The following is a 15607-nucleotide window of genomic DNA, read 5'->3' on the forward strand; positions in this document are numbered from 1 at the left end:
CGATACTGCGGTGGTAGCCGACATGGGGAGACGGCCGACCGCTTCGGGCCGCCGGGGTCAGTGGATGCGGACGATGATCTCCGAATGCCCGAGCCGGATCACGTCCCCGTCGGCCAATTGCCACTCCTGTACCGGCGCGTTGTTGACGATGGTGCCGTTGGTGGAGTTCAGGTCCGCAAGCAGCGGGACCTGGCCGTCCCAGCGGATCTCCAGGTGCCGCCGGGACACACCGGTGTCGGGTAGCCGGAAGTGGGCGTCCTGGCCGCGCCCGACGATGTTGGAGCCTTCCCGCAGCTGGTAGGTGCGTCCGCTGCCGTCGTCGAGTTGCAGCGTGACCTGGGTGGCGGGGGGGCCGTAGTTGCCCGGGGGGTAGTTGCCGTAGTCGGGCTGCTGGCCGTAGTCGGGTTGCTGGCCGTATTCGGGGGCCGGGGGCCGACCGTATTCCGGCTGTTGGCCGGCTTGCTCACCGGGGCCGCCCGGAGGCGGATACCCGCTTTGCGGCGCCTCGGCGTACTGGTTGCCGTAGCCGCCACCCTGCTGCCAGCTCTGATCCTGAGAGCCCCCCTGGTCGGGGTAGCCCTGGTTCTGAGGTTCGGGAGGCGCCGCCGGGGCGTCTTGAATGTCCTGAGCGGCCGGGGCGTCTTGGACGTCCGGGGCCGCGGGGGCGTCCGGAGCGCCGGGAGCGCTGTAGCCCGACTGGTCCTGGTGGGGGGGTGGATTCCCGTAGTCGCCATAGCCCGGGGGTGGGCCGTAGCCGGGTTGGCCGCCACCTGGTGGCTGGCCGTAACCCTGCGGTTGGCCGTAGCCGGGTTGGCCTCCGCCCTGGGGTTGGCCTCCGCCCTGGGGTGGGCCGTAACCCTGGGGCTGGCCGTAACCCTGGGGTGGGCCGTAGCCCTGGGGTGGGCCGTAGCCCTGGGGCTGGCCTGCGGCCGGAGGCTGGCTGTAGCCGGACTGGCCGCCGCCCTGGGGTTGGCCGTAGCCGGACTGGCCGCCGCCCGGAGGTTGGCCGTAGCCGCTTTGGCTACCGTAGCCGCCCGCCGGGCCTGGCGGGGCCTGATACGTCGGCGCGAAACCGCCCGGACCCTGCTCGGGGTTGCCGTGCTGCTGGTAACCGCCCTGGCCGGGGTAACCGCCCTGATCGCCGTAGCCGCCTTGACCCGGGTAGCCGCCCTGCGGCGGTGGGTAGCCCTGCTGGGGCGGGTAACCCTGCTGGCGCGAATAGCCGTCGGCGTCCTGGGGATAGCCGCCGCGCTGGTCCTCCTGAGGCTGCGGGTGGCGGTCGTCGTAATAATCGTCGGGCTGCCCCTGGCCCTGACCCTGACCTCCGCGGTCGCCTGGATTGTCGGTCATCGGTGGTACTCCTAGTTCTGCGCCGAACGCATCATCTAATTGTGGCCGGGGGTAATCGGTAGCTGCCGGGCGGGGCTCGGCGTCGGGGTTGACAGTGCCACGGGTGCGGAACTGTCCGGTATGCAGGTTCGAGGAGTGCTCGAACCGGACGACCACCTCACCATACGTTTGCCAGCCGTGTTCCTCGATGTAGTCGGCCAGGTGTCGGGCAAAAACACCGGCCGTAAGGTCCGGATCGGCATCCAGCTTCTCCGCGTCGTGCTCACAGAGGGTGATGACGTAGTCGTTGGGCGCCAGGAACCGGTTGCCCTGTAGGGCGCGGACGCCGTCGCCGGCCTCGCGACGCAACATCGCTTCGACCTCTTGGGGCACGATCGCCCCGCCGAACACCCGGGCAAATGCATCGCCGACGGTCGACTCGAGCCGGCGCTCGATGCGCTGGACCAGCCCTCGTTGGCTACCCATGTGTGTGCTCGCCTAACTGTGTATCGGGGAGATCATCGGCAGAGGCGGGGATGCCTCGGCCGCGCGTCGTGACAGGGGATAATCGTATCGGCGCGCCGCGACTTCTCGACGCTGTGGCGATACTGAGCCAATACTGAGCACCGCATCGAGACCTTTTGGAGACCGGGGCTTTAGGTGCGGGGGGTGGACGTGGTCGAGGATGTGGTGGGGGTCTGATTCCGTTCGCGGCCGCTGTCCGGGCCGCTGCCGCGGTGGCGGCCCGTCGATCCGTTGTACGCCCTCGACTGCGAAGAGCCCGTTCGGGCGGGGCCGTTGGGGTGGACCTCAGGGTTGTCCTGCTCGACTGTGAATCGTTGGCGTCGACTGTGAAGCCCGGGCTTTCACTGTGAACTCACGGCTTTCCCTGTGAGCCCAGGGCGGGGAATTAGCGCAGATCTCGCCCTGGGCTCACAGTCGACGCCAACGATTCACAGTCGACGCCACCAGCGCACACGCGCAGCGGCCAATAGTCGATACGGGCGACAGGTGGGCGCCCGGCAGCGATTGCCGCCGGCGGCGATTACAGTGATATGGTCCTTCGGTTGTTTCGGGCGAGTGGCGGAATGGCAGACGCGCTGGCTTCAGGTGCCAGTGTCCTTCGGGACGTGGGGGTTCAAGTCCCCCTTCGCCCACAGTGAGCGGTTCTTTAGACCCGCGGCACATAGAGGTCACGAACTCGGAAGAGATCGTGGCCTTTGTGTTTGACGGGATTCTCCGGTCGGAAGTCATCTTCTGGGCGGTCCGGGGACTCCGGCTGCCAACTCCCGTTTCTGTCAGCCGGGCGGCTCTCGGAGGCCGCATAGCTGCTTCCTCAATAGTTCCCGCCCAGGGGATGCCGAGCTGGTTGAGTGGCCGGGGCGCGGGTGTCCACCGGGCCGTCCTCGCGCCCGGCAGCACCAGAGAAGCCATCTCAGAACTCGAGGCGGACGTGGCACAGCTGCACGTCAATAGGGATTCGGATCGGCGCTGATCGTCAACCGTTGAGCCAGGAGTCAAATTTTCCGCGATCGAATGGGCCTGTTGGAGGCGTGTGTCGTTGCTTCTGGTGCAGTGTCCGCGAATACTGCCAAAGCTCGTCTCCGGTGGCGAAGTCTCGCTTGTAGCCGATGCGCAGGAGATCCCAGGTGCCGATCACTTTCGGATAGTCGGTGCCCATTCCGGCTACCAGGGCACCGACGGCGTGATCGTCGGTGCACAGAATCGCAGGGAGGCTGCGGCATTCGATGATCGCCAGCGTCTCGGCCTCGCCTAGGTTCTTCGTGCGTGGTTCGCCGGGCACCCGAAGTCGCTCGAAATTCGTCCTGGTCGTGAGGTGTTCGACTGGCGTGTCCGGGCGCAAGGGCTCGCCGAAGATGTCCCACGCCCGCCGGATCGATGAGAGGTCGGGTTCAGCTGCCCAGGTGGAGCACTCGTCGGACACCGATCCACACCACGCTCGCTCGGTGGCGAGATCCTCCAGCAGATCCATGCGCTCGATCGTGGCGAAGTTGATGCGCGCGGTGGTATCGGGAAAAAACACCAGAGTCACTGTGGCAGCTCAGATCCCCAGCGCGGTAATCAGTTCCAAGCTGCTGATGGACTCCGGTGCGGCCGGTTGGTCGACCTCCAAGGCGTCGGCAGAGACCCCGAGCATCCACGCAAGGGTTGCTTTCTGTAATTGCCCCTGCGCGATCAACTCCAGATGAGCGTCTTGGACGGCCGGCGGGAATCGTCGAAGTGCAGCGGCGTCCATGCGGGCGGTGATCGGATCACCAGGCACGGCCGGCCGCCAGTGGTGTCGCAGTAGGCGCTGCGTCGGTTTCGTCCGCCACTCCTCCACGACCGGCGATGCCGGAATCTGGAGCGAATCGAGCCGATGTCCCACTGCGGCGGTCGACACACCGAAATCCCAGACCAGCGCGGCCAGCTCGCCCGCAGTCATGGACGCCCAGTCCTGGGTGTGTACCCGTGTGGCGGGCATGAGCAACTCTGCAGCAAAGCCATTGGCCGCCCATTCGTGGAGGTTTCGTGTCTCTTCCGATAGACCGGTGTCGGTGTGTCCGTGGGCGAAGTGTCCGAGTTCGTGTGCGATGTCCCAGTTCTCACGGAACCAGTTTCCGGACGCGGGAATCGCGATGATTGCGTTTTCGTCGACCGTGAAGCCGTAGGCGGTCGACAGCTCGGCGACCCGGATTGTGTTTATGCCGAACGTCGTCTCGACGTCCTCCAAGAACGTCCGCACGAAACCGGAGCCCAACTGCCCGAGCGCGTCCGTGGCGTCCGTGGGCGGTTTGCACTTCGGCAACGGCGTGGTTGCCACTTGCCTATACGCCAACGCGATGTCGTCGAGCACATCCCGGTCGTCGCTATGACCCGGAATGGCCCGGCTGCCAGTGCTTGGGTCGTAGTCGTGGCGTGCGACGACGGTCACCCGATGCGGATCGGGCTCCCCGGTGATCAGCCAGTGCACCTCCGCTCCAAGGTGTTCGGCAATCCGCGCCAGTTCTACGGCGGAGAAGCTGCGTTGCCCTCGCACCGCACGTGACATCGCGTCTGCCGGCATGCCCACGGCATCAGCGATCCGGCCCTGTTGTCCTGCGGGGATGAGCGATCCGACGCGCGCTCCAATGTCAGCGCCCATAACCGGATATTGGGTTGAAGTTGGGAAAATCCCAAACTCTGGATTCAGGCATGTCGTACCCCGCCCCCTTGGCTCATGTCAGAACGCTAGCGACATGCACCGACATGTCCGAGGGCCCACCCGCGCTACCTACATCATGTAGACCCCGCAAGACCGATTCCGCACGCCGGACACCAGTCGACACCGGACCCGAGAACGGTGCTGATCTCAACCGCAACCGTGAAATCGAATACATCCTATTTTAGGGTGAGGCCGTAACCTTGAAATTACAAACCTGTTTTTCAACCCTGGCCTCTGGGATGTATGTGATGGATGTTGACGCGTTGCGGAGCGGCCCGATCGGGCAGGTGGTGCCGATTTCGGGCTATGACCTGCGGTTTCGCGAGCCCTACGACTACTTCGCCTACGTCCCGGACCCACTCCCGCAGGAATTCGCGCTCGACGGCGCCACCTACTCTGCGGTGGTCGCCGCTGCCGCCGCCATGGCGCGCGCCGATCAGGCGGCCTCGCTGCTGCCCAACCCGGTGTTGCTTGCTCGACCCGCGACCAGACGCGAGGCAGTGAGCACGTCGGCGCTGGAAGGCACCTACGCCGCACTGTCCGATGTCTTCGAAGCCGACTTCCTCGATGCCGACCGGATAACCGGGTCGGTGCGCGAGGTGCGCAACTATGTGGCGGCAGCCGAAGCCGCCTACGAACTGATCGGCGACGGCCAGCCGATCTCCATACGAATGCTGGAGGGCCTTCAGGGCGAGCTGCTTCGGGGGACGCCGAGCGATGGGCGGCACGCGGGGAGCGTTCGCACAACACAGGTGTTCATCGGCGTCGGGGGCCGCCGGGTAGCCTCGGCGCGGTTCGTTCCGCCGCCCGCCGACCACCGCCTCACCGACGGGCTGGAGGCCTGGCAAGTGTGGGTCCGCGACGGTAGCGGTGCATTGCCGACGGTCGTCCGCGTCGCCGTTGCGCATTACCAGTTCGAGGCGCTGCATCCGTTCCATGACGGCAATGGACGACTCGGCCGGCTCGTCATGGTGCTGCAACTGCTGGCCGCCGGTGATCTTCGGTTCCCCGTCCTGAACATTTCGCCGTGGCTTGAACAGCGTCGGGACGAATACCAGGACGGACTGTTGGCGGTGTCTCAGACCGGCCGGTGGGATCCGTGGGTGCGCTTCATCTCCGCGGCCATCGAGGCCGAGGCCCGCGAGGTCGTCGCGCGCGTTGACAGGTTGCTCGCGTTGAGGGAGCGCTTTCAGGCAGCGCTGCGGGGTTCAAAGGGGGTCTCACTGCGAATCGCCGACGACTTGATCGGCTATCCGATGATCACCGCGTCGCTGGCGGCGAAGCTGTACAACGTGTCGTTCCAAGCGGCGAACTCGGCCATCGCGAAGTTGGTCGCCAAGGGGATTCTCCGGCAGCGAACTCCCGGTCGATACGACCGGATCTTCCAGTGCGACGCCGTCCTGGCCGCGCTGGAGCACTGAGGGCGGCACAGCGGCGAACCTGCGCTGCCCGCCTGATTTCGGACACGGTCGCTGGGCTTTGGGCCGCCATGGCCGCGACCTGCCGGTTTTCTGTCCGGGGCGATTCGTCCCGCTTGCTCGCGAGCGTAACGCCACGGCGAAATCCGGAGCGCGAAATCGCACCCCCGTTACGCTCGCGAACGACTCGAAGCCGAGCTCCCCCCGCGCCCCCCTGCGCCACCGCGCGGCGACCGCGTCACGGTTTGCCGAAGCCGGCCCGACCCAGGATTTTCTGGCCGTACTCGTTGGTGACGAGGTCGACGAACTTTCCGGCCAAGCTCGGCTGGCCCGCCGGTTTCAGCACCGCGATCGGGTAGGTGGTCACCGCTTCCGCGGCCTCGGGGAACATCACCGTGGTCACCGTGTCGCCGGCGGCACGGGCATCGGTGATGTTGACCAGGCCCGCATCGGCCTGACCGGTGATGACCTTGTTGAGAACGTCTTCGACGTTGGGTTCTTCGCTGGCCGGATCGAGGTGCACGCCGGTGCTGTTCTCGACGCGCAGGGTTGCCACTCCGCACGGCGTCGGCGGCGGTGATACCAGCACGGTGAGTCCCGGCTGCGCGAGATCGGCAAAGGACTCGATGCGCTTCGGGTTGCCGACGGCGGTGACGATGGCCAGCGTGTTGGAGGCGAAGTCGACCGGAGTGCCCGCGATCAAGCCGGCATCGACAACCTTGGTCATTTGCGCGGTGTCGGCCGAGGCGAACACGTCGCCGCGCGCCCCCTGGGTGAGTCGGATCGCGAGATCGGACGCACTTGCGAAGTCGAAGCGGACGCTGGTGCCCGGGTGGTCGGCTTCGAATCGTTCGCCGATCCTGGTGAAGGTCGGCTTGAGCGATGCGGCGGCGAACACCACGATCGACGGCGAGGATGTGCGTGCGGCACAGCCAGTTTGGCTCGCTACCAACATCGTTGACATCAGGTAGGCGAGCATCCGAATCCTGTGCACGGACGTCACGCTTGCGTCGAAACGTCCACGCGCGCGCCGGCGCCGGTCGAAAACGACCGGCGATCTTTCCCGTCTAGCACGTGTCCGGCTCGTCGGTGTCGGGCTGCCAGCTACCGGGCACCATCGGCATCGTCGGGCCGTCGTTGAAGTTATCGGCGGCGAGCGTGGTCAATCCCGCCGCGCGCCGCCCACCGGCCCGAGCGGTGGTATTGGTGAATCCCAGTGGTCCCGCACCCCGGTCGGAGGCTGCCGGCGCGCGACCGTCGTCGAGTTTTACGCCCGCATCCGGTTCCAAATCCAAGTATTCGTAGCGACGGCCAAGCATCCCGGACCGCTGGCTCTGCCGGGCCCGGACTGGTTTGCCGACGGCCGTGGCGGTCGCGACCGCTGCGCCGGCGGTTTCGGCCGCCCTGTTCGTCGCTCTAGTGCTGGAGTGCAGGTGCGACACGGCCGCTGTGCTGGACGCGGCAACCAGATAGCCGAAACCCTCGGTACCAGTGACCGGCGGTGGTGACGCCGCCGGTGGTGTCGGTGGTGCTGTGCCGGGTGGGGGTGCCGGGGCGGGCGGGGGCGCGGGGGCGGCAGCCGGAGCCGGGGCCGGGGCGGGAGCCGGAGCTGGGGCCGGGGCCGCGATGGCCGGCGATACCGGGCCGACCGCCGGTGCCAGGGCTGGGGCCGGGACGACCGGGACCGCTGCGGGTTGAGCGATGCCGGCCAATCCCGCCAGACCCGCCAATCCGCCGGCCGCTCCCACGGGCGCGATCGCCAGCGGCGAGGCCGCCGCGGCAGCCAACCCCACCGAATACAGCGGGTTGGCGGCGACAAAGGACGGCAGCATCGCCGGAGCGTGGAGAACAATCCAGGTCAAGTACATGGTTCGGTGAATGACGAATTGGGCACCGAGGAACGTTGCGGCCTGGGCCAACTGGGTGGGATTGCCCGCGTACGCCGCCAGCATCTTTTCAGCGCGCGGGAGGAACATCGTCAAATTCGGCTGCATCATGCTGAAGGAGTTCGGATTGAACGGATCGAACTGCGGCGGGAAAAGGGCTTTCAGCAATTCCTCCCACGTCGTGGGCAGGTTGATACCCATCTTCATGCCGCCGTGCATTCCGCCGCCGTTCATGCCGCCGCCGTGCATGCCCCCGCCCATGTTTCCGCCGCCGTGCATGCCGCCGCCCATGTTTCCTCCCCCGTCCATGCCGCCGCCGTTCATGCCGCCGTCGTCACCCGGGCCTCCGTGGCTACCGTTTTCGGAATGCATGATCTGGGGACTCGGGGTGACCGGCGCCGCTCCGCCCGACTCGGCCGTCGCGACCGCTTGATAGGTCGTCATGGTGGTGGCGGCCTGAATCCACATCCGCACGTAGTCGGCTTCGTTGAGTGCGATCGGGATGGTGTTGATCCCGAAGAAATTGGTCGCCACCAACGCCGCGTGAGTGACGTGGTTGGCGGCCAGCTCGGCCAGTGTCGGCATAGCGGCCAGCGCGGTCGTGTACGCGGCGGCCGCGGTGAGGTGATGGGCCGCGGCTGCGGCACTGTCGGTGCTGGCCTGTAGCAGCCACGCAAGGTATGGCGTGTGTGCGGTCGCGTATTGCGCGGCGCTCGGCCCTTCCCACGCGCCGGCCTGCACGGATGCGAGCAGCGCGGTGAGTTCGTCGGCCGCAGAGGTGTACTCGGCGCTGAGCGAATTCCACGCAACCGCTGCCGCGATCAACGGCCCCGGTCCCGGTCCGCCGGACAGTAGTGCCGAATGCACTTCCGGCGGGAACGCCATCCACGCCGGCGCCAACATGATCGATTTCCCTCCATCAGGTGAAGTTCCGTCGATAGGGGACGGTTCCGCAAAAACGATGATACAACGTCATTCAGTCAGGAAGCATGGTGACAATTGGATATATAACGCGCATGTGCGGATCATGATGCGCGGGTCGGCAGAGATTCCGCGGCAGCCCCTGGGGAATTACGTGACCGTGGGCACGCTACTACTTTCAGGCCGGCAGCGACGACCCCGATCCGGATCTGCTCGACGCCATGGACGCCATCACCGACGACGCCGAACACGCCTCGGCCGTCACCTGCGAATGATGCGGACAACCCGGCATCCTGCACCAAAGCCCCCGTGGCCGGGTCAAAACCCGCTGTGCCACCAGCGCTAGGCTACTGGGAGGCCTGCCACACGCTCACTAGCGCGATGGCTCTTGGCGGCCGGGCAGCGCAACTGGGGTGCAGCCAAAATCAGACCGCTCTCCGTGGGGCTTTCTGCGCCCAGTATCCCGCCGAAAGTACTCGTGGAGAGGCTCTCTGACACCCGCGTCGGCAGAAACGTCGTGGTCAAGCACGTCCACGCGGCGGTACCGGGTAAACCCATCGACGGTCGATGGAGGTGCGGTGGTGGCTCAGTGAACACCGAAGAACGTGGTGGCCTCGAAAGCCACCGTCAAGAACGCCGGTGTGCGCGCCACGAAGGCCTCGGCCAAGTTGGACTTCGGGCGCAGCGGCGGATGTGACGGTGCCGGCAGGTAGAGCTGCCGCAGGCCCGCCCGCCCAGCTCAATGCCGTAAATATCGATCATAAGATCCAGTGGAGCTCAAAGCTATAAATTTCTAGCATCAATGGCGCCCTGGCGGTAAGCTACAAATATGAAGCATGTCCCGTGGTCCTGGGTAGCGGATTCCGCGGCCCTGGGCCGCGCCATTCGCGACGCGCGACGTGGGCGGGGCCTGCAACAAGCCGATCTGGCCGAACGCCTCGGCGTCTCCCGAATGACCGTCTCACGCATGGAGCGCGGCGACTCGGTATCGGTCGACACCGCGCTGCGCGCGCTCGCCGAATGCGGCATGGCGCTCGCCGTCATCCCCAAGTTCGCCCAGATCACGGTGATCGATGGCTGAGCGCGTCGAACCGCTCGACGTATGGCTTTACCGGCGGCCTCTGGCACGCCTGACCCAACCCAACCCGGGACGCATCCATTACCGGCTCGAATTCACCGAAGAAGCGCTCGACACCTACGGCGAGGGTCGACGGATCCTGTCGCTGGCACTTCCCATTTCGCACAAGCCCGTCGCCGACGCCGTCGGCGGCCCACTACCTGTCACCAACTTCCTTGAGGGCCTGTTGCCCGAGGGCAACCTGCGCCAACAGCTGGCCACAGCACTGCGGGTACCGACCACCGATCTGATGGCCCTGCTGCATGCCGTGGGCGGAGACTGCGCCGGCGCCGTGCAGTTTCTGCGCGCCGGCGCCGCCCCACCAGAGCCCACGGTGCGCGAGCTCACCCCTGACGACGTCGCCCGGATCGTCGCTGACCTACCCACCTACAACCTCCCCGACGGGGCCCTGCCCCATGCCTCACTGGCTGGGATTCAGGACAAGGTGCTGGTGGCCGACCTCGGCGGAGGGCGATGGGGGATCCCGCAACACGGCGCGGCCTCGACGCACATCATCAAACCCGAGCCCCAACAGGGCACGATCCCTCATCTAATCCAGGCTGAGGACTGGTCGCTGCACGTCGCGGCGGCAGCGGGCTTGACCGCTGCGCAGTCGCGGATCGAGACCTTCGACGGCCGGATGGCGATCGTGCTCACCCGTTACGACCGCGACCCCCAGGGCCAGCGCCTACACCAAGAGGATTTCTGCCAAGCCCTCGGGCTGCCCCCGCAGAACAAGTACGAAGCACCCCAGGAGTCGCGCTCGCAAGGATCGCGGCTGTCCCGATTGGTTGCCCGGGCGGTGGGGCAGGCTGCCGGCGACCCCACCGAGCTGCGTACCGCACTGCTTAGGGCGGTGACCTACAACGTCATCACCGGCAACGGAGACGCGCACTCGAAGAACTACTCATTGCTGATCGGCCAGCGGGGTGAGGTGTCGCTGGCTCCGCTCTACGACAGCGCCCCCGTCATGTTCATCGCGCAACGATTTCGCGGAACAGGGCACCTCATCAACGGCAAGACCAGCATCATGGACGTCGACGCCGAGGATCTCATCGCCGAGGCCCGCACCTGGGGCCTGCCGGCCAAACTCGCTCAACGCACCGTCGAATCGACCATCGACGCAACAGGTTCGGCGATCGCCGACACCGCCACCGGTGTCGGTTTGGAACAGATGCGATCGAACCTGGACGAGTTCTGGACCCGCAAGTCCTGGGGCTCCCCATCGGTAGGTTCCGAAATCCCCCAATCGGCTCCAGCACCTGGGCAAGGTGACAGCGAGCAGGTATTCGTCCGCGGTCACCAACGGGGCGGGCGGCGGGTCGACGATCACTGGAGGCAACGGCCACGACGTTAAAGCGTGTCGAAACACTGGCCGCGGTCGACTCCGGCGTAGACCTGAGCGAACACCGAAGAAGAGCAATGATCAGAACTTGTGGATGGTCCTCGGTGTGGGGTGCGAAAGTGGGCGCACCTTCCCGAGGATGATCTGAATGTTTGAAGGTCTGATCAAGAGCCGGCGTTGACACGTTGGTTCGGGACGGTACGCCCATGCTCACCGTAGTTCACGACGACGCGGAGGCCAACGACAAGCAGACCGGTCATCGGTCGCTGCTCGATGAGATCGTCCGCGATGGGGCTCGGCAGATGTTGACCGCGGCGCTGCTGGCTGAAGTGGCCGCGCATGTGGAGCAGTTCACCGACCAGCTCGATGAGAACGGTCATCGCCTGGTCGTCCGCAACGGCTATCACCAACCGCGCGAGGTGCTGACCGCGGCCGGCGCAGTGGAGGTTACCGCGCCGCGAGTCAACGACCGCCGTGTCGACCCCGATACCGGTGAACGTCAGCGGTTTTCCTCGGCGATCCTGCCGGCCTGGGCGCGTAAGTCTCCGCAGATGAGCGGGGTGCTGCCGTTGCTGTACCTGCATGGGTTGTCCACCGGCGACTTCACCGCGGCCTTGGAGCAGTTCCTCGGCTCGGGAGCGGGACTGTCGGCCTCGACGATCACTCGACCAACCAGCCAATGGCAGGACGAAGCCGCGGCGTTCAGGCGCCGGGATCTGTCGGGCACCGATTACGTCTACCTGTGGGTCGACGGCATCGACCTCAAAGTTCGTCTGGAGCAGACCAAGCTGTGTCTGCTGGTGATGATCGGCGTGCGCACTGATGGACGCAAGGAACTGGTCGCCTTGACTGATGGGTATCGGGAGTCGACCGAGTCGTGGGCTGATCTGCTGCGCGACTGCAAGCGGCGCGGCATGACGGCCCCGGTCCTGGCCGTCGGTGACGGTGCTCTCGGTTTCTGGAAAGCGATCCGCGAGGTGTTCCCGGCGACCAAGGAGCAGCGGTGCTGGATCCACAAACAAGCCAATATCCTTGCCGCACTACCAAAATCAACCCACCCATCGGCGTTGGCGGCGATCAAGGACATCTACAACGCCGAGGATATCGACAAGGCGCGCGCGGCGGTCAAGGCCTTCGAAGTCGACTACGGTTCCAAGTACCCCAAAGCGGTCGCCAAGATCACCGACGATCTCGACACGCTGCTGGAGTTCTACAAATATCCGGCTGAACATTGGATCCACCTGCGCACGACAAATCCGATCGAGAGCACTTTTGCCACCGTACGGCTACGGACCAAGGTCACCAAAGGCCCCGGATCACGGGCGGCCGGGATCGCCATGGCCTACAAGCTCATTGATGCCGCCCAAGCCCGATGGCGGGCCGTCAACGCACCCCACCTGGTCGCCCTGGTCCGTGCCGGCGCGGTCTTCCACAAAGGCAAGCTACTCGAACGACCCACCGGCATCACCCCACCGACACCGCCCTCAAACGGCGCCCAGCACACCGAAACGGAGGTCGCCTGAAAACGCCAATCCACGGGTTTGACAATTTCTCCCAGTCTTTTCGTGACTATGACGGTCGCGTCCATGGGTGGGTGCGCTGATCCTGTCCTGGCGGGCAGCACGTCGGATCCGGGTGCTCGGGCGCGACGGTGAATCCGTGCACCAGTGTTGCCCGCAGACGATTCAGCGTGGTCAGCGGAGGCAACGACATGTCCGCACCTCCGACGGGTTGAAAGCGCGGAGCTACCCGGGGTCGTCTCCGGCGCGATCTGCCCCGGCCCGGATCCCCTTCTCGCGAATCGGACCGTGTTGTACCGGGGCTACGTGCACCACGAGCGTTCAGCGGCATGACCGTGTGGAGCCCGCGATCTTCGCTGACCGATCCGCTGCATCTGGCGCTGTTGATCAAAGATGCCCGCGCGCTGCTCGGCCCGCCGCTGGGGTGATCGCCGAAGCCGCACGCGGAGGACGGCCGGCGGGTATCCTGATCGGGTGGCCGGCAGAACCGCATTCCCGGTGGTGTCGGATCCCGCTGCTAACTTGAGCCCATGAGTTGGGCCGACGGACCATTCCTTGCCGTAGATGTCGAGACCACCGGAATCGATCCCTGGACCGATCGCATCGTCACCGCGTCGATCATCGAGGTGGGCCCGGACTCGACGCAAAACGAACAGTTCTGGCTGCTCGATCCGGGGGTGCCGATTCCCGCCGGTGCCGAAGCCGTGCACGGGATTTCCACCGCGCACGCCTCCGCCAACGGCGTCGCGCCGGCGCAGGCGTTGGAAGAAATCACCTCCCGAATCGCGGTGTGGCTTGCGGCCACCAACCCGGTGGTCGCCTTCAACGCCTCCTACGACTTGACGATGTTGGAGGTGGAGAACGAACGCCACGGTGTGGCGACTCTGGTGGCACGGCTGGGTGAGATTCGCCCGGTGATCGATCCGTTCGTTCTGGACAAGCACGTCGACACCTACCGTCGGGGCAAGCGGACGCTGACGACGTTGGCGGAGCTCTACGGTGTCCCGCTGGAGAATGCGCACACCTCGAGCGCGGATGCGCTGGCCGCCGCCCTGCTGGTTCCCCGGATCGCGGCGCAGTACCCGGCGTTGGCCGACTACTCACTCGATGAACTACACGATGGGCAAAAGCGCTGGCGCAAAGAGCAACAGCTCAGCCTCGGCAAGTTCTTTGAACGCAAGGGCAACCTGGAGGCCGCCCGGTCGATCCGGCCGGGATGGCCGACGGAGTCGCGCTGACGGGTGAGTTGAGCTCGGGTGGCCGGGGCAGGTGGCGGCGAAGGTTCCCGATTCTCGCGGCGGAGGGTGCTATCCGAGCAGGTCGAGCTGGACAATAGGACCATAGGTGGCGCAGGCCATCCTTGATGGCCCATGCCCGGGCGGTTTTCAGGTTCCCGGCGCGCAGGGCCGCGAAGCGGTCGTGGTGGCGGGCGGGCAGGTTCTCCGCGGAGTACAGCCACAGATATTTTGAGTCGGCCAAGCTCTTGTCGCCCGCGGCTTTCTCATCGACCCCGAGGTGGACCGGCACGCTGGCGGGTTTGGCGGCCAGACCGCGGGCCACCGCGCGGTCCATCAGATGCCATGCCTCATCCCAGCTGATCCGCAGCAGCTTTGCTGCCCAGGCCACGTCGAACGCCACGAGCACGTCGGTGGCCAGCCGCTCGAACAGCATGGTGAATCGTGAGTGCGGCTCGGCCCACGGCAGCCGGGCTTGGCGCACCCCGTGATCGGGGCAGGCCACCCGCGGTGGGCTGGCATGCGGGAACGTCATGAACGCGCACGAGTCCAGATGCCGCCAGCTGCGCTCGTCGGTGTGGTCATAGACCGCCAACACCGCATCGCAATCCGGGCAGCCAAACCGGGTCCGGGCTGGATGTTCCACCCAGACATCGACTCGCCCGTCGTCGGCCGATAGCTCGACTCGGCTCACTTTCCAGAGGCCTGAAGTCCCAACAGATGGCGGTACAACTCGATGTCGCGCATCCCACAGATCCTGCCGCTGACCGCCCAACCCGGCTGCTCCCGACCCACACAGAACCGGGAAGCGCCTGAATTATAGGACCGCCGCAACATTCTCGCTGCGTGCCAACACATTTGAGATGCTGTTGGCATCCAGATACGTTATCTAATCGGGTATGGCGAGGTTGCGGCGGTCAGAACAAGTTGAGCCCAACCGTGTTGCCGCTCTCGACGCCGCGCGGCGGGGTCAAGTCCAGGAACGTGGTGTACAACGTCGTCGTGTGATTCTTCGAGGCGATGGTTCAGGCGGTCAGTGCCGCGGGGGTGGCCTCCTGTTCTGTCGTGGTCTCGCCGACGGTGCGTGATTTGCTCAGGACGTCGAGGCCGAGGTAGCGCCTGGATTCGGCCCATTCGTCGTGTTGTTCGGTCAGGACGGCGCCGACGAGGCGGATCAGGGCGTCGCGGTCGGGGAAGATACCGACGACGTCGGTGCGGCGCCGGATCTCTTTGTTGAGTCGCTCCTGGGGGTTGTTGCTCCAGATTTGGCGCCAGATCTGTTTGGGGAACGCGGTGAATGCCAGCAGATCGGGTCGGGCCGCTTCGAGGTGGTCGGCAACGTCGGGGAGCTTGTCGGCGAGCGCGTCGATGATCCGATCATAGTGATCGGCAACCGCTTCAGCGTCGGGTTGATCGAACACCGAATGCAACAGGGTACGCACCCAGGGCCACGAACTCTTGGGTGTCTTCGCCATGAGGTTGGTCGTGTAGTGGGTTCTGCAGCGCTGCCAGGCCGCGCCGGGCAGGGTGGCGCCGATCGCGGCTACCAGTCCGGCGTGCGCGTCGGAGGTGACCAGCTTGACCCCGGACAGGCCGCGGGCGGTCAGCGACCGCCAGAACGTCAGCCACCC

At 66.0% G+C, this 15607-nt stretch carries 12 protein-coding genes and 1 tRNA gene; 6 read left to right on the forward strand and 7 right to left on the reverse strand.

Going from position 1 to position 15607, the window contains the following annotated elements:
• Window positions 1-57 precede the first annotated feature (57 nt).
• The gene (locus ACK5M9_RS03420) at window positions 58-1815 is read right to left on the reverse strand and encodes a DUF3662 and FHA domain-containing protein (protein WP_416891797.1); all 1758 of its coding nucleotides are present in this window, start codon (window positions 1813-1815) and stop codon (window positions 58-60) included.
• A gap of 588 nt (window positions 1816-2403) precedes the next feature.
• Between ACK5M9_RS03420 and ACK5M9_RS03425 the strand changes: the two genes are divergently transcribed.
• Window positions 2404-2486, forward strand: a tRNA-Leu gene (locus tag ACK5M9_RS03425).
• 341 nt (window positions 2487-2827) lie between these two features.
• On the opposite strand, the gene ACK5M9_RS03430 is transcribed toward ACK5M9_RS03425, so the two are convergent.
• Together ACK5M9_RS03430 and ACK5M9_RS03435 are read right to left on the reverse strand one after the other, a co-directional pair.
• Window positions 2828-3373: a hypothetical protein gene (locus ACK5M9_RS03430; RefSeq protein ID WP_416891798.1), complete on the reverse strand. Its 546-nt coding sequence runs from the start codon at window positions 3371-3373 to the stop codon at window positions 2828-2830.
• An 18-nt stretch (window positions 3374-3391) separates the two neighbouring features.
• Window positions 3392-4474, reverse strand: coding sequence for a helix-turn-helix domain-containing protein (locus tag ACK5M9_RS03435; RefSeq protein ID WP_416891799.1), 1083 nt, complete (start codon window positions 4472-4474; stop codon window positions 3392-3394).
• Window positions 4475-4782: 308 nt separating this feature from the next.
• Here ACK5M9_RS03435 and ACK5M9_RS03440 point away from each other — a divergent pair, with 308 nt between their 5' ends.
• Window positions 4783-5955: a Fic family protein gene (locus tag ACK5M9_RS03440; protein WP_416891800.1), complete on the forward strand. Its 1173-nt coding sequence runs from the start codon at window positions 4783-4785 to the stop codon at window positions 5953-5955.
• 235 nt (window positions 5956-6190) lie between these two features.
• Here ACK5M9_RS03440 and modA read toward each other — a convergent pair whose 3' ends face one another.
• Window positions 6191-6946, reverse strand: coding sequence for a molybdate ABC transporter substrate-binding protein (gene modA / locus ACK5M9_RS03445; RefSeq protein ID WP_416891810.1), 756 nt, complete (start codon window positions 6944-6946; stop codon window positions 6191-6193).
• Between the two features lie 73 nt (window positions 6947-7019).
• Window positions 7020-8741 carry a PPE family protein gene (locus ACK5M9_RS03450; RefSeq protein WP_416891801.1) on the reverse strand — a complete coding sequence of 574 codons (1722 nt, stop codon included), beginning with the start codon at window positions 8739-8741 and terminating at the stop codon, window positions 7020-7022.
• 847 nt (window positions 8742-9588) lie between these two features.
• Between ACK5M9_RS03450 and ACK5M9_RS03455 the strand changes: the two genes are divergently transcribed.
• From ACK5M9_RS03455 to ACK5M9_RS03470, 4 genes are all read left to right on the forward strand, one after another.
• The gene (locus ACK5M9_RS03455) at window positions 9589-9840 is read left to right on the forward strand and encodes a helix-turn-helix transcriptional regulator (RefSeq protein ID WP_416891802.1); all 252 of its coding nucleotides are present in this window, start codon (window positions 9589-9591) and stop codon (window positions 9838-9840) included.
• Complete coding sequence (locus ACK5M9_RS03460) at window positions 9833-11233, forward strand: type II toxin-antitoxin system HipA family toxin (protein ID WP_416891803.1); 1401 nt, start codon at window positions 9833-9835, stop codon at window positions 11231-11233. Before ACK5M9_RS03455 ends, ACK5M9_RS03460 begins: the two co-directional genes overlap by 8 nt.
• 194 nt (window positions 11234-11427) lie before the next feature.
• Window positions 11428-12744, forward strand: coding sequence for an IS256 family transposase (locus ACK5M9_RS03465; RefSeq protein ID WP_416891804.1), 1317 nt, complete (start codon window positions 11428-11430; stop codon window positions 12742-12744).
• A 527-nt stretch (window positions 12745-13271) separates the two neighbouring features.
• Window positions 13272-13979: an exonuclease domain-containing protein gene (locus ACK5M9_RS03470; protein ID WP_416891805.1), complete on the forward strand. Its 708-nt coding sequence runs from the start codon at window positions 13272-13274 to the stop codon at window positions 13977-13979.
• Here the strand turns inward: ACK5M9_RS03470 and ACK5M9_RS03475 are convergent.
• Window positions 13894-14670: a transposase family protein gene (locus tag ACK5M9_RS03475; RefSeq protein ID WP_416891806.1), complete on the reverse strand. Its 777-nt coding sequence runs from the start codon at window positions 14668-14670 to the stop codon at window positions 13894-13896. The genes ACK5M9_RS03470 and ACK5M9_RS03475 overlap by 86 nt on opposite strands.
• 331 nt (window positions 14671-15001) lie before the next feature.
• A partial coding sequence (locus ACK5M9_RS03480) for an IS256 family transposase (RefSeq protein ID WP_416891807.1) occupies window positions 15002-15607 on the reverse strand: 606 nt, incomplete at its 5' end.

Source organism: Mycobacterium sp. (assembly GCF_047975165.1).
Classification (GTDB): domain Bacteria; phylum Actinomycetota; class Actinomycetes; order Mycobacteriales; family Mycobacteriaceae; genus Mycobacterium.